Source organism: Humibacillus sp. DSM 29435 (assembly GCF_001758225.1).
Taxonomy (GTDB): domain Bacteria; phylum Actinomycetota; class Actinomycetes; order Actinomycetales; family Dermatophilaceae; genus DSM-29435.
This window is the reverse complement of record NZ_MAST01000001.1, coordinates 79,980-93,398: the sequence shown is the minus strand read 5'-3', so window position 1 is coordinate 93,398 and position 13,419 is coordinate 79,980. Positions and strand designations below refer to the sequence as shown.

Annotated in this window: 12 protein-coding genes; 4 read left to right on the top strand and 8 right to left on the bottom strand. The window is 68.5% G+C overall.

The genetic code is table 11. The features are described 5' to 3' along the window. Nucleotides 1-81 precede the first annotated feature (81 nt). Together BA895_RS00445 and BA895_RS00440 are read left to right on the top strand one after the other, a co-directional pair. Nucleotides 82-1,008: an NAD(P)-dependent oxidoreductase gene (locus BA895_RS00445; protein ID WP_254666267.1), complete on the top strand. Its 927-nt coding sequence runs from the start codon at nucleotides 82-84 to the stop codon at nucleotides 1,006-1,008. A gap of 126 nt (nucleotides 1,009-1,134) precedes the next feature. Then, nucleotides 1,135-1,479 carry a hypothetical protein gene (locus tag BA895_RS00440; protein WP_083282832.1) on the top strand — a complete coding sequence of 115 codons (345 nt, stop codon included), beginning with the start codon at nucleotides 1,135-1,137 and terminating at the stop codon, nucleotides 1,477-1,479. A gap of 46 nt (nucleotides 1,480-1,525) precedes the next feature. Here the strand turns inward: BA895_RS00440 and BA895_RS00435 are convergent, their stop codons facing one another. The 8 genes from BA895_RS00435 to glyA all read right to left on the bottom strand — a co-directional run bounded on the left by BA895_RS00435 (nucleotide 1,526) and on the right by glyA (nucleotide 11,039). Continuing rightward, nucleotides 1,526-1,879 (bottom strand): VOC family protein, encoded by a 354-nt coding sequence (locus BA895_RS00435; protein WP_070189915.1) that lies wholly within the window; start codon nucleotides 1,877-1,879, stop codon nucleotides 1,526-1,528. Between the two features lie 163 nt (nucleotides 1,880-2,042). After that, nucleotides 2,043-3,023 (bottom strand): formyltetrahydrofolate deformylase, encoded by a 981-nt coding sequence (gene purU, locus BA895_RS00430; protein WP_083282831.1) that lies wholly within the window; start codon nucleotides 3,021-3,023, stop codon nucleotides 2,043-2,045. A gap of 25 nt (nucleotides 3,024-3,048) precedes the next feature. Next, nucleotides 3,049-4,449, bottom strand: a complete 1,401-nt coding sequence (locus BA895_RS00425) for an L-serine ammonia-lyase (RefSeq protein WP_070189914.1) — start codon at nucleotides 4,447-4,449, stop codon at nucleotides 3,049-3,051. Continuing rightward, nucleotides 4,449-5,138 carry a sarcosine oxidase subunit gamma gene (locus tag BA895_RS00420; protein WP_070189913.1) on the bottom strand — a complete coding sequence of 230 codons (690 nt, stop codon included), beginning with the start codon at nucleotides 5,136-5,138 and terminating at the stop codon, nucleotides 4,449-4,451. The genes BA895_RS00425 and BA895_RS00420 overlap by 1 nt, the downstream gene beginning before the upstream one ends. Next, complete coding sequence (locus BA895_RS00415) at nucleotides 5,131-8,157, bottom strand: FAD-dependent oxidoreductase (protein ID WP_070189912.1); 3,027 nt, start codon at nucleotides 8,155-8,157, stop codon at nucleotides 5,131-5,133. The genes BA895_RS00420 and BA895_RS00415 overlap by 8 nt, the downstream gene beginning before the upstream one ends. After that, nucleotides 8,154-8,468 carry a sarcosine oxidase subunit delta gene (locus BA895_RS00410; RefSeq protein ID WP_070189911.1) on the bottom strand — a complete coding sequence of 105 codons (315 nt, stop codon included), beginning with the start codon at nucleotides 8,466-8,468 and terminating at the stop codon, nucleotides 8,154-8,156. The genes BA895_RS00415 and BA895_RS00410 overlap by 4 nt, the downstream gene beginning before the upstream one ends. 28 nt (nucleotides 8,469-8,496) lie before the next feature. After that, complete coding sequence (locus BA895_RS00405) at nucleotides 8,497-9,717, bottom strand: sarcosine oxidase subunit beta family protein (protein ID WP_070189910.1); 1,221 nt, start codon at nucleotides 9,715-9,717, stop codon at nucleotides 8,497-8,499. Further along, nucleotides 9,714-11,039 carry a serine hydroxymethyltransferase gene (gene glyA, locus BA895_RS00400; protein ID WP_070189909.1) on the bottom strand — a complete coding sequence of 442 codons (1,326 nt, stop codon included), beginning with the start codon at nucleotides 11,037-11,039 and terminating at the stop codon, nucleotides 9,714-9,716. The genes BA895_RS00405 and glyA overlap by 4 nt, the downstream gene beginning before the upstream one ends. Before the next feature lie 251 nt (nucleotides 11,040-11,290). Between glyA and BA895_RS00395 the strand changes: the two genes are divergently transcribed. Beyond that, nucleotides 11,291-11,914 (top strand): GntR family transcriptional regulator, encoded by a 624-nt coding sequence (locus BA895_RS00395; protein WP_070190228.1) that lies wholly within the window; start codon nucleotides 11,291-11,293, stop codon nucleotides 11,912-11,914. Between the two features lie 111 nt (nucleotides 11,915-12,025). Beyond that, nucleotides 12,026-13,396 (top strand): MFS transporter, encoded by a 1,371-nt coding sequence (locus BA895_RS00390; RefSeq protein ID WP_083282829.1) that lies wholly within the window; start codon nucleotides 12,026-12,028, stop codon nucleotides 13,394-13,396. Nucleotides 13,397-13,419: the final 23 nt, after the last annotated feature.

The window sequence follows — 13,419 nt, the reverse complement described above, 5'->3', positions numbered from 1 at the left end:
CTGAACCTGGCCTGACCTTTGCAAGCGGGCGTCGGACGGCGCCGCGCCGCGACCCGAGCCGGCCCCGCGTAGGTCGGTCGGATGCCGCAGTGGTTTGATCGCGACATGCGCATCTTCTTCACCGGAGGCAGCGGCAAGGCCGGCAGGCACGTCGCGCCCTACCTGGCTCAGCACGGTCACCAGGTCACGACCGCCGACCTGGTCCCGTTGCGAGACCCGGCCGTAGCCGACCTGAGGGTCGACCTCACCGACGTCGGAGAGACCTACTCGGCGTTGGCCGGGTTGGCGAGGATGGACGAGCTCGAGCTGGCGCAGCAGCCTGCCTATGACGCCGTCGTGCACTTCGCCGCCGTGCCGGCCATCCTGCTCACGTCTGACGCGAAGACCTACGCGACGAACGTGCTCAGCACCTACAACGTGCTCGAGGCCGCGACGCGGCTCGGGGTGCGCAAGATCGTGTTCGCCTCTTCGGAGACCACGTACGGAGTCTGCTTCGCCCAGGGTGAGCGCCGACCGCAGTACGTGCCGGTCGACGAGAACCACCCGACGGTCCCCGAGGACGCCTACGCCATGTCCAAGGTGGCCGGCGAGGTGACTGCGCGATCCTTCCAGGCCCGCACCGGTAGCGACATCTACGGTCTGCGCATCAACAACGTCATCGAGCCGCACGAGTACGCCGAGAAGTTCCCCGCCTACCTGGCCGACCCGTCGCTGAGGCGCCGCAACATCTTCGCCTACATCGACACCCGCGACCTCGGCCAGATGGTGCAGCGCTGTCTGGAGGTCGACGGGCTCGGCTTCGAGATGTTCAACGTCGCCAACGCCGATATGTCCGTCGCTGAGACGACCCAGCAGGTCCTGGACCGTTTCTACGACGGGGTGAAGCTGAGTCGGCAGATGGGGCGTGACGAGACGTTCTACTCGATCGACAAGGCCCGCGAGCTGCTCGGTTATGCGCCGCAGCACTCGTGGCGCGACGTGCTGCCGGATCCCACGGCGACAGACTGACCGACGCCAGACGCAGGCCCTGCCCACCAGCCGCGCTCCTTCTCCGGGCGAGGCGGAGCGAGGAAGATCGAAGACAGGGTCAGGCGCAGCGAGACCGCTGTCGGTGGTTGCTGTCAGGATGGGCCGGTGGCGTCAGACAATCACATGGTGGCCTTGGGCTTCGGCAAGTTCGCGCGCGCCGACCGCATCTTCGCGCTCGAGCGAATCACCGGTGAGGAGCGCGGCGACGGCCAACGCACCCGGGTCTGGATCGACGGCGTCGCCGACCCCCTGATCGCCTCACGCACCGAGGGCACGATCCTGCGCGACATGGGGCAGGAGGCAGCCATCGTCGGGCCCGAGCTCGACGAGGCCCTCGACCTGGCCGCGCGTCTCGCCGCCGCCGCCGATGCGGGCCGGGTAGACCTGAGCGACCTCGGTCGTCGAGCCCGACGCCTGCTGGCCTCGACCACTTCTTCCGCGTCCGAGTAAGCCTGCCTAAAACTGGGCATCGGCCCACGTCGCCGCGAGCGCCGCGTCAGACCGGGTGGCTGGCGATGTTGATGACGGTGCCGTCCGGAGCACGCAGGAAGAACCGCCGGATGCCCCAGGGCTCGGTCGTCAGCGGATGGACGATCTCGTAGCCCCGAGCCTGGGCCTCCTCGTAGGCGCCTTCGACATCGTCCGTCGCCACCGAGATGCTCGAGTCTTCGGCTGCCGTGCGGTCACGAGTCACGAGCTGCACGTTCACCCCGGTGTCGGGTGAGGTGTAGCGGGCCACCCAGCCCATGTTGAACTCCTCGGTCGAGAGCCCGAGGAAGTCGGTGTAGAACCCCTTCGCAGCCTCGATGTCGGCCACGTGCAGGTTGGTCATGATCGCGGTGGCACGCATGCTGCCCTCCTACCCTGATCGCCGGTGCCTTCGATGATCGCCCTGCCGGCGCAGGCTGTCCAGCATTCGATGTACGAAAGTGGCCACTCGACGTGGTTGGGGGGGCTCGACGTGGTTGGGGGGGCTCGTCCCCGTCGAGTGGCCACTTTCGTACGGCCCGTCGTCAGTGCAGGATCACGGTTCGGTTGCCGTGCAGGATGACCCGGCTCTCGCAGTGCCATCGCACTGCGTTCGACAGGGCCTTGCACTCGGTGTCGCGGCCGGCTGCGGCGAGGTCGTCGGGGGTGTCGGCGTGGTCGACCTCGCGCACCTGCTGCGAGATGATCGGACCCTCGTCGAGGTCGGCGCTGACGTAGTGCGCCGTGGCGCCGACCGTCTTGACGCCGCGGTCGTAGGCCTGGTGGTAGGGCTTGGCGCCCTTGAAGCTCGGCAGGAACGAGTGGTGGATGTTGATGGCGCGGCCGCTCAGCTCTCCCACGAGGTGGTCGCTGAGAATCTGCATGTAGCGGGCCAGCACCACCAGCTCGACGTCAAGCGCCTCGACGAGTCGTAGCAGCTCGGCCTCGGCCGCCGGTTTCGTGTCGGGGGTCACCGGCACGTGGTGGAACGGGATGCCGTGCCACTGCACGAGCGACTCGTGGTCGCGGTGGTTCGACACGACGGCCACCACCTCGATGGGCAGCTCACCGACGCGGGCGCGGAAGAGCAGGTCGTTGAGACAGTGCGAGAACTTCGACACCATGATCAGCACCCGGCGCGGCTCGGCGGCCGACCGCAGCTCGAAGCGCATGTCGAACCCCTTCGCCACGTCGGCGAAGGCCGCCGTCAGACCGGCGACCAAGGCAGCCGACTCGACCAAATCGGCTCCGGCATCCGTCGTCTCGCCGGATGCCGCTGACGGAACCGAGAAGTGCACGCGCAGAAAGCAGTGGCCGTGACGCGCGTCGTCGAACTGCTTGAGCTCGCGGATGTCGCCGTGATGCTCGAGCAGGAAGCCCGACACGGCATTGACGATCCCCGGCCGCTCGGGGCAGTCGAGCGTCAGCACATAGCCGCCACCGGTCGTGAACCGGCTTCTGACCGAAGGCCGCTGCGAAGACGAGTCGTCGACCGGTCCAACGGTCGTGGCACCAACAGCACTCATGGCAGAGCCTTTCTCGGCTGAGTTCTCAGCACTCGATGACGTTGACGGCGAGACCTCCGCGAGAGGTCTCCTTGTACTTGATCTTCATGTCGGCGCCGGTCTCACGCATGGTCTTGATGGCCTGGTCGAGGGTCACCTTGTGGTGCCCTCCGCCGTGGCGAGAGAGCCGGGCGGCGTTGATGGCCTTGACCGAGGCGATCGCGTTGCGTTCGATGCACGGGATCTGCACGAGCCCACCGACCGGGTCACAGGTGAGCCCGAGGTTGTGCTCGATGCCGATCTCGGCCGCGTTCTCGACCTGCTCGGGCGTGCCGCCGAGAACCGCGGCCAGGCCCCCGGCCGCCATCGAGCACGCCGAGCCGACCTCACCCTGACAGCCGACCTCGGCGCCCGAGATGGATGCGCCGAGCTTGAAGAGGATGCCGATGGCCGCTGCGGTGAGCAGAAACTCGACCACCTTGTCGTCATCAGCCCCGTCGACGAAGCGGGTGTAGAAGTGCAGCACCGCCGGGATGATGCCGGCTGCGCCGTTGGTGGGCGCCGTGACGATGCGGCCACCGGAGGCGTTCTCCTCGTTGACCGCGAGCGCGTAGAGGTTGACCCACTCCATCGCCCACAGCGGGTCGAGCATCGGGGCCCCGCCGACTCGCGCCGCGGCCTCCTGCTCACGCAGCTCGGTGCGCAGGTTCGGAGCTCGCCGGCGCACCTTCAGGCCGCCGGGCAGGGTCGTCTCGGTGCGGGTACAGCCGTTCTCGACGCACTGCTGCATGACGTCCCAGAGGTGCAGCAGCTGCGCCCGCACCTGCGCCTCGGTGCGCCACGACAGCTCGTTGGCCATCATCACCTGCGCGATCGACAGGTCGTTCTCGCGGCAGTGCGCCAGCAGCTCCTTACCCTTCTCGAAGGGGTAGGCGACCGGGGTCTCGTCTTCGACAACACGGTCGCTGCCACTCGCCCCCTCGTCGACGACGAAGCCGCCGCCGACCGAGTAGTAGGTGCGGTGCAGCAGTGAGACGCCGCTGCCGTCGAAGGCCTCGAAGGTCATCCCGTTCGGGTGCGTGGGCAGGGACCGACGCCGGTGCATGGTGAGGTCTTCGTCGGTGTCGAAGTCGATGTCGCGGATGCCGCCCAAGTGCAGCCGGCCGCTGGCGCGTACCTGCTTGACCCGGTCCAACGCCCGGTCGGTGTCGACGGTCTCGGGGTCTTCACCCTCGAGGCCGAGCAGCACCGCCCGGTCAGACCCGTGCCCGTGCCCGGTGGCCCCGAGAGAACCGTAGAGCTGGGCGTCGACCCGGGTCGTGGCCTCGATCAGGCCCAGCTCGTCGAGAGCCAGGGCGAACCGACGGGCCGCACGCATCGGGCCGACCGTGTGTGACGACGACGGCCCGATGCCGACGGAGAAGAGATCGAGAGCGCTGAGTGCCATCAGGAGAACTCCCGCATCCCGTCTGCCAGCCAACCCACGACGTGCTCGGCGAACGAGGCACGTGGCATCAGCAGCCAGGTGTCGTCAGCGGAGCGCCAGAGAATCACGGCGACCGACTCCATCTGCGTCGACACGGCGCGACCGACCGGGAACTCCCGGGGGTGCAGGTCGAGCTCGATCGTCTTGTCGAGCACGGCCCGCGCCTTCGAGCCAGACAGCTCGAGGGTGGTGCGGTTCGACGACACGTCGACGACCTGACCGCGTCGCTCGCCCAGGGCCACGCTCAGCGACTCGACCACCGCGGCGATCGAGACCCCCGTGTCGGCCTCGTCGCCGAGCACGGCCAGCCATTCGTCGGGCGAGAGCCAGACGACCGACACTGAGCTGCCCGAACTGCCCGAACTGCCCGAACTGCCTGAGCCGCCCTCGCCGAACTCACCCTGGGCCACTTCGCCCACGGCGCTCGGCATGGTCACACCGAGGGCGTTGCCCACGGCCTCCACGGCCTCGGGCGCGGTGGCCCGAATGGTGATCTGCGTGAGGAAGGGGACCTCGCGCAGACGAACCTGCTCACCGCTCGCTGCCGCCATGAGCTCGGCGAGGTGATGGGCGGGGCTGCGCCGGTAGCCCAGCACTGCGGCATCCGTCGTTCCCGTCGCTGCCGGCTTGACCGTCATCTGCTCAGCCATCTCGGCGAGCTCCTTCCTTGTCGTAGAGCACGGGTTCGCGCACCTCGACCTCGGCGAACTTGCCACCGAACGAAGCGAGCAGCGTCTGACCGACCCGGGTGGGCCCGTCCTTGACGAGGGCGAGGGCGAAGCTGCGGCCCAACGCCTGGCTGTGGTAGCTCGAGGTGACGAAGCCCACCATCGCGATGGGCGCGGTCGGCAGCCCCTCGCCGGTGTAGTCACCCAGAGCGTCGGGCTCGACGAGCTGGGCTCCCTCGGGCAGACGCAGCGTGTGGTCGAGCGGGAGCACGCTGACGAGCTGCTTGCGACCCGGCTCGGTGAACGCCGCCCGCGAGAACGAGCGCTTGCCGATGAACTCCTTGGTCTTGCTGACCACCCAGTCCATGCCGAGGTCGTGCGGGGTGACGGTGCCGTCGGTCTCCTGCCCCACGATGGGGAAGGCCTTCTCGGCGCGCAGCACGTGCATCGTCTCGGTGCCGTACGGCGTGATGTCGAACTCCTCGCCGGCGGCCGCGACGTCTTCCCAGACCTTGAGGCCGTACCAGCGCGGCACGTTGATCTCGTAGGCGAGCTCGCCCGAGAAGGTGATGCGGCAGACCCGGGCGTCGATGCCCGAGGCGAGCGTCGTCTCCCGGAACTCCATGAAGCCGAACCCCTCCTTCGATACGTCGAGGTCGGGGGCCAGCTTGGCGATGACCTCGCGCGAACGCGGCCCCACCACAGCGACGGTCGACCACTGCTCGGTCACCGAGGAGAGCGTGACGTCGAGCTCGGGCCACTCGGTCTGGCTCCACTCCTCAAGCCAGTCGAGCACCTTGGCCGCGCCGCCGGTGGTGGTCGTCATGAAGAAGCGGTCGTCGGCGAGACGAAGCGTGACGCCGTCGTCGAACACCATGCCTGAGACGGTACACATGACGCCGTAGCGTCCCTTGCCGACGGGCAGCTTGAGGAACGGGTTGGTGTACATGCGGTTGAGGAACTCGGGTGCGTCAGCCCCCCGGATCTCGATCTTGCCCAGCGTGGTGGCGTCCATGAAGGCCACCCCTTCGCGGGCCGCCCGACACTCGCGTGCCACCGCGGCGTCCATGTCCTCTCCCTCCTGGGGGTAGAACCACGGGCGCTTCCACTGACCGACGTCCTCGAAACGGGCACCGTGCTCGACGTGCCACGAATGTGCGGGGCTGGTGCGGGCTGCATCGAACAGGGCGCCGCGGCCACGACCGGCCAGTGCGGTGAACGCCACCGGGGTGAACGGCGCGCGGAAGGTCGTCGTGCCGATGGTGCCCGGCGTGGGCCGGCGGGCCGGCTGACCCGATGCCGTCAGCTCCACCGCATCGGCCGCATCCTGGCCGGGCTGACCGGACGGGATCGCCTTGGTGTCGTTGCCCGAGAGCAGCTGGGTGAGCAGGCCGATGGTGTTGACTCCGCCGATCTTGCCCTGGTCGATGCCGGTGCTGATCGAGGTGTAGCGCTTGACGTGCTCGACCGAGCGCATGCCGGCCCCCGTGGCGCGCAGCACGTCGGCCGCGGTGTTGTCGCGGTGCGGGTCGACGAAGTGCGTGTCGAGAGAACCGTCGGGCGCGGGCACGGCCCACAGCGGACGCACCGTGCCGGCGGCGCGGTGCTGGCGGGCGCGCCAGACCTCGGCGCTCTCGGCGACGGCGTCACCGCCGTCAGCACTGCTGGACGCCGGGAAGCCGGCAGCCGCGGCAGCGCCTCGACCCGCGCGGGCTCCCTCGATGAGGCAGTCGTCGGTGTCGTAGGTGCCGTTGCCGGCGCCGACGACGAACTGGTTCTTGACCCCGGCCGACGGCACGAAGCCGGAGAGCACGTCGTCCCAGGCGAGCTGGCCCTGACGCTGGCTGTGCAGGCTCACGTTGGGGGTCCAGCCGCCCGACACCGCGACCAGGTCGCAGGCGATCAGCTCGGCGTCGCCGGCCAGCTGGCCGGCGTCGTCGATCGAAGCCACGAACGCGCCGGTGACGCCCTCACTGCCCTCGATGCCCACCACGGCGGATGCCGTGCGCACCGTGAGGCCGGCCCGCCGAGCACCCTCCTGGGCACTGGTGGCGGCCTTGACCTCTGGGCGCGCGTCGATCACCGTGACCGTTGCGCCGGCCTTCGTCAGGCAGCGTGCCGTCTCGTAGGCGGAGTCGTTGGTGGTGAAGAGCACCACGTCACGACCCGGCAGGGCAGCCCACCGCTCGACGTAGGTCTTCACGGCAGACGCCAGCATGACGCCGGGAACATCGTTGTCGCTGAACACGATCGGGCGCTCGAAGGCACCCACCGCGAGCACGACCTGGCCGGCCGTGACGTGCCAGAGCCGCTGACGCGAGACGCCGCCCTCGGCCGACGCCACGTCGTCGCGCTTCTCGAGCGCCACGAGGAAGTTGTTGTCGTAGCTGCCGAACACACAGGTGCGGGTCAGCACGGTGACCTCGGGGGCGGCCTCGAGCTCGGCCCGCACACTGGCGACGTAGTCGAGGGCGCCCTGGTCTGCGACGGTGATGGTGGGGTCAGACAGCAGGGAGCCGCCCAGCTCGAAGTCCTGCTCGAAGAGCACGACCCGGGCTCCGCCGGATGCGGCCTCCTTGGCCGCGGCGAGACCGGCCGGGCCGGAGCCGATGACGGCCACGTCGGCGTGCACGTGCATCTTGTCGTACTCGTTGCGGTCGGGGCGGTCGTCGAGCACCCCGATGCCGTCGAGCAGGGTGACGTCGAGGCCGTCGCGCAGCTCGAGCGTGGTGGCGGGCAGCATCGACTCGTTGTGCTCGCCGTTGACGCGAACGAACGCGTTGGGTTCCTCGACGCCGGCGCTCAGCACGCCGCGCGGGCGGCGCAGGTAGATGGAGTCGCCCACTCGCAGGCGGCCGTTGGCCACGAGCGCGGATGCGAGGGTGTCGCCGGCGTAACCGGTCAGGGCCGTGCCGTCGATGGTGAACCCGATCGGCTGGTCGCGATCGAGGCGCCCACCGCGCTCGAGCCGGCCCCCGTGGTGGTTCTGGTGCTGGGTCATGCTCCAACCTCCTTCGTCGCGAGTGGTGCCTTCGGCAGCCCGTCGGGCCTGGCCTGGTCGAGGCGGTACACGTGGGTGATCTCGTAGGTGTGCGTGTTGCGAACGGCGTTGAACCACTTGCGGCATCCGGCCGAGTGCTGCCAGCGCTCTGCGTAGCTGCCCCGGGGGTTGTCGCGGTAGAAGAGGAACTGCGCCCACTGCTCGTCGGTGAGGGCGTCGGGGTTCTCGGGGTAGGCCACGTGGGCCTGACCGCCGTAGGTGTACTCGGTCTCGTTGCGGGGCCCGCAGAACGGGCAGGGGATGACCATCATGGCGAAAGACTCCTTGCCGTCAGTGGTGTCAGTGAGCCACGGCAGCAGCGCCGTGCTCGTCGATGAGGGCGCCGGTGACGAAGCGGTCGAGACCGTAGCCCCGGTTGAGCGGGTGCGGCTCGTCGTGGGCGATGGTGTGGGCGTAGGCGAGGCCGGCAGCGGGAACGGCCTTGAAACCGCCGGTGCCCCAACCGCAGTTGACGTACATCTGGTCGACGGGCGTGAGGCCCATGACCGGTGAGGCGTCGAGCGTGACATCGACCACCCCGCCCCAGGTGCGCAGCAGGTGGGCACGGGCGAAGATCGGGAAAAGCTCGACCGCCGCTGCCATCTGGTGCTCGATCACGTGGAAGGAGCCGCGCTGGCCGTAGCCGTTGTAGGCGTCGACGCCGGCACCCATCACGAGCTCACCCTTGTGGGCCTGCGAGACGTAGACGTGCACATGGTTGGACATCACGACCGTGGGGTGCACGATCTCGTGCAGCTCGGAGACGAGCGCCTGCAGGGGGTGGCTCTGGATCGGCACCCGGAACCCGGCCATGTCGGCCAGCACCGAGGTGTAGCCGGCCGCGGCGAGGGCGACCTTGCCGGCGTTGATCCGGCCCCGGTTCGTCTCGACCCCGACCACCCGGTCGCCGTCCATGACGAACCCGGTCACCTCGCAGTTCTGGATGAGGTCGACGCCCATCTCGTTGGCGCGTCGGGCGTAGGCCCACGCCACCCAGTCGTGCTTGGCGATACCGGCGCGAGGCTGGTAGGTGCCGCCCATCACCGGGTAGCGGATGTCGTCGTTGATGTTGATGATCGGGCAGAGTTCCTTGACCTGCTGCGGCGTGACCCACTCGGCGTCGACCCCGTTGAGACGGTTGGCCTCGACGCGTCGCACCGAGTCACGCTCGTCCTGCATGGTGTGGGCCAGGTTGAGCACGCCGCGCTGGCTGAAGAACACGTCGTAGCCGAGGTCCTCCTGCATGGTCTCCCACAGCTTGAGCGAGGTCTCGTAGATGGCCGCCGACTCGTCCCAGAGGTAGTTCGACCGGATGATCGTGGTGTTGCGGGCCATGTTGCCGCCGGCCAGCCAGCCCTTGTCGAGCACGGCCACATTGGTGATGCCGTGGTGCTTGGCCAGGTTGTAGGCGGTGGCGAGCCCGTGGCCGCCGCCGCCGACGATGACGACGTCGTAGCTCTTCTTCGGGTCGGGGTTGGTCCAGAGGAAGTCGGGGTGCTGGGGCAGCTCGCGCTGGCTCATGCCAGACCTCCCTCGACACCCGGGTACAGCGGGAAGCGTTCGGTCAGGGCGGTGACACGGGCCCGCAGACCCTCGATGTCGGCCTTGCCGGTCTCGGCGGCAAGCGCCAAGGCGATGATGTCGGCCACCTCGGCGAAGGCCTCGGCGTCGAGGCCACGGGTGGCCAGGGCCGGGGTGCCGATGCGCAGACCCGAGCTGACCATCGGCGGGCGCGGGTCGAAGGGCACCGCGTTGCGGTTGACGGTGATGCCGATCGTGTGAAGCAGGTCTTCGCCCTGCTGCCCGTCGAGCTCGGAGTGGCGCAGGTCGACGAGCACGAGGTGCACGTCGGTGCCACCGGTGAGCACGCTGATGCCACGAGCAGCGACATCCGGCTGCTGCAGGCGGTCGGCGAGGATGCCGGCCCCCTCGAGGGTGCGCGACTGACGGTCAGCGAACGCCTCGGTGGCCGCGAGCTTGAACGCGACCGCCTTGCCGGCGATGACGTGCTCGAGCGGACCGCCCTGCTGTCCGGGGAAGACGGCCGAGTTGATCTTCTTGGCGATGGCGGCGTCGTTGGTGAGGATGATGCCGCCGCGCGGGCCGCCGAGCGTCTTGTGGGTCGTGCTGCTGACGACGTGGGCATGCGGCACCGGCGACGGGTGCAGCCCGGCGGCGACCAGGCCGGCGAAGTGGGCCATGTCGACGAAGAGGTAGGCGCCCACGGCATCCGCGATGCGCCGGAACTCGGCGAAGTCGAGCTGACGGGGGTAGGCCGACCAGCCGGCGATGATCATCTTGGGCTGGTGCTCGTGGGCGAGCCGCTCGACGTCGGCCATGTCGATGAGGTGGGTGTCCTCGCGGACTCCGTAGGCGGCCACCTCGTAGAGGCGCCCCGAGAAGTTGATCTTCATGCCGTGGGTGAGGTGCCCGCCGTGGGCCAGCTCGAGACCGAGGATGGTGTCGCCGGGGCGGATCAGGGCGTGCATCACAGCGGCGTTGGCCTGGGCGCCCGAGTGGGGCTGCACGTTGGCGAACTCAGCGCCGAACAGGGCCTTGACCCGGTCGATGGCGAGGGTCTCGATGACGTCGACGTGCTCGCAGCCGCCGTAGTACCGGCGGCCGGGGTAGCCCTCGGCGTACTTGTTCGTCAGTACCGAGCCCTGGGCCTGCATGACGGCGACGGGAGCGAAGTTCTCCGACGCGATCATCTCGAGGGTGTCCTGCTGGCGGTCCAGCTCGTCGCTGATCGCGTTGGCCACCTCGGGATCGAGCACCCCGAGCTGCTCGTCAAGACTCGAGTGGCTACCTGCCGTGGTGGTAGAGAGCGTCTGGGTCGTCATTGCCCCTCCTGATATTTGCCGTGTCGACATCTGATATATCAATCTAGGGGTTACGATATGTCTAAGACAGCCGCCCCGTCAATGGAGGGCACGAAACCATGCGGCGACCCGAGGCGTGCGCCACCATGACCAGACCTTTCCAACCGAGGAGATCGAGAATGAGCATCGAGAGCCTGACCACCGGCCTCACCCCCGTTCGGGCCACCAGCCTCTCCGCTGTCGTGGCCGGCGGCGCGGATGGCTACGCCTCGATGGCCGAGCAGGCGTACCACCTGATGCGCGACCGGCTGGTCATGCTCGACATCGCGCCGGGTGCGCCGATCAACGAGCAGGCGCTGGCCCTCGAGCTCGGCATCGGGCGCACCCCGGTGCGCGAGAGCCTGAAGAAGCTCGAGCTCGACCACCTCGTCGTCTCCTACCCGAGGCGTGGCACCTTCGCCACCCAGGTCGACATCACCGACCTCGCGACGGTGTCGGAGATGCGGGTCGTGCTCGAGCCGCTGGCGGCCCGACGCGCGGCCACCACGGCTCGCCCGGCAAGCCGGGCGGCTCTGTCGGCCAAGGCCGACCAGATCGCCGGCATGGATCTGGAGAGGGTCGGAAACCGGGCGCTGATGGAGTACGACATCGACGTGCACCGGCTCATCTACGGCGCCACCGGCAACCCGCACCTCGAGGAGACCCTGGTGCGGCTCGACAATCTCGCCACCCGCATCTGGTGTCTCGTTCTCGACCGGCTGCCCGCCATCGGCGACCACGTGCAGGAGCACGCCGGCCTGCTTCGCGCCATCGCCGACAACCTCCCCGACCGCGCCGCCGAACTGGCCCTGGCGCACACGACCCACTTCGAGCAGTCGGTGCGTGAGGTGCTCTGAGCGCCCACCGGCCATCCGGGAAAATGGACTATTGACGTCGGGCCTCGGCTGCGTTCATACTGACGCAACGCGGTTGCAACGAATGCAACTGCACCTCCCCTTGGAGCTTCAATGTCGAAGAACCAGACCGGCAAGACGAATAGCGACCCGGTAACGGCCGATCTCGGCCCGAGCCTGAGCGGTCAGGAGCGACCCGACCCCAACGCCGTCGGCAAGAACACCCTGCGAAAGGTCGTGGGGGCCAGCTTCATCGGCAACTTCGTCGAGTGGTTCGACTACGCCGTCTACGGCTACCTCGCGACCACGATCGCCGTGGTGTTCTTTCCCGACACCGATAAGCAGACGGGCCTGCTGCTGACCTTCGCCCTCTTCGCCATCTCGTTCCTCGTACGGCCCCTCGGCGGCTTCGTCTGGGGACACATCGGCGACAAGATCGGCCGGCGTACCGCTCTCAGCTGGTCGATCCTCATCATGTCGATGGCGACCTTCTGCATCGCCCTTCTCCCCTCGTACAACACGATCGGCATCTGGGCCCCCATCCTGCTGCTCCTCGTGCGCGTCGTGCAGGGCTTCTCGGCCTCGGGCGAGTACGCCGGCGCCTCAGCCTTCCTCGTGGAGTACGCCCCCGCCAACCGACGCGGCCTCTACGCCGCCGTCGTGCCGGCCTCCACGGCCGCAGGCCTGCTGCTCGGGTCGCTCATCGCGGCCCTGCTGACCGGCCTGCTCGACACCGAGCAGATGCAGAGCTGGGGCTGGCGGTTGCCCTTCATCCTCGCTGCGCCGATGGGCCTGATCGGCCGCTACATCCGCACCAAGCTCGAAGACACCCCCGCGTTCCGCGAGCTCGCCGAGTCCGACGAGGTCGTCAAGGCCCCGATGAAGGACCTGTTCGTCAACTACTGGAAGGTGCTGCTGATCGCCACCGGCGCCGTGCTGCTCAACGCCGTCGGCTTCTACGTCATCCTCAGCTACATGCCGACCTACCTCAGCGAGGAGATCGGCCTCCCGGCCACGCAGGCGTACCTCGCAACGACGGTCGCCCTCGTCACCTACATCGGCTTCATCCTGCTGACCGGTATGGCCTCTGACCGCTACGGACGTAAGCGCGTGCTCATCACGGCATCCGTACTGTTCGTGCTGTTCACGGTGCCACTGTTCATGCTCCTCGACACCAGCAACTTCGCGGTCATCCTGCTCGTGCAGATCGCGCTGGGAGCCATGTTGACCCTCAACGACGGCACCCTGCCGAGCTTCCTCGCCGAGCTCTTCCCGACGAAGAACCGGTACAGCGGCTTCGCCGTGAGCTTCAACCTCAGCAACGCGCTCTTCGGTGGCACGGCCCCCTTCGTGGCCACCCTGCTCATCACGAAGACCGGCAGCGACCTCGCCCCCGGGTTCTACCTGATGGCCGCTGCCTTCGTGTCGCTCGTCGCTGTCGCCTACTCGCGTGAGACGAGCCGCGACCCCCTGCGCCACAGCTGACCAGCCACCGAGCCGCTTCTCAC

Coding starts and splice junctions, on each gene's coding strand:
- BA895_RS00405 (WP_070189910.1), bottom strand. CDS start 9,717: ATGAGCCAGCGCGAGCTGCCCCAGCACCCCGACTTCCTCTGGACCAAC.
- BA895_RS00390 (WP_083282829.1), top strand. CDS start 12,026: ATGTCGAAGAACCAGACCGGCAAGACGAATAGCGACCCGGTAACGGCC.
- BA895_RS00415 (WP_070189912.1), bottom strand. CDS start 8,157: ATGACCCAGCACCAGAACCACCACGGGGGCCGGCTCGAGCGCGGTGGG.
- glyA (WP_070189909.1), bottom strand. CDS start 11,039: ATGACGACCCAGACGCTCTCTACCACCACGGCAGGTAGCCACTCGAGT.
- purU (WP_083282831.1), bottom strand. CDS start 3,023: ATGAGTGCTGTTGGTGCCACGACCGTTGGACCGGTCGACGACTCGTCT.
- BA895_RS00410 (WP_070189911.1), bottom strand. CDS start 8,468: ATGATGGTCATCCCCTGCCCGTTCTGCGGGCCCCGCAACGAGACCGAG.
- BA895_RS00395 (WP_070190228.1), top strand. CDS start 11,291: ATGGCCGAGCAGGCGTACCACCTGATGCGCGACCGGCTGGTCATGCTC.
- BA895_RS00420 (WP_070189913.1), bottom strand. CDS start 5,138: ATGGCTGAGCAGATGACGGTCAAGCCGGCAGCGACGGGAACGACGGAT.
- BA895_RS00435 (WP_070189915.1), bottom strand. CDS start 1,879: ATGCGTGCCACCGCGATCATGACCAACCTGCACGTGGCCGACATCGAG.
- BA895_RS00445 (WP_254666267.1), top strand. CDS start 82: ATGCCGCAGTGGTTTGATCGCGACATGCGCATCTTCTTCACCGGAGGC.
- BA895_RS00425 (WP_070189914.1), bottom strand. CDS start 4,449: ATGGCACTCAGCGCTCTCGATCTCTTCTCCGTCGGCATCGGGCCGTCG.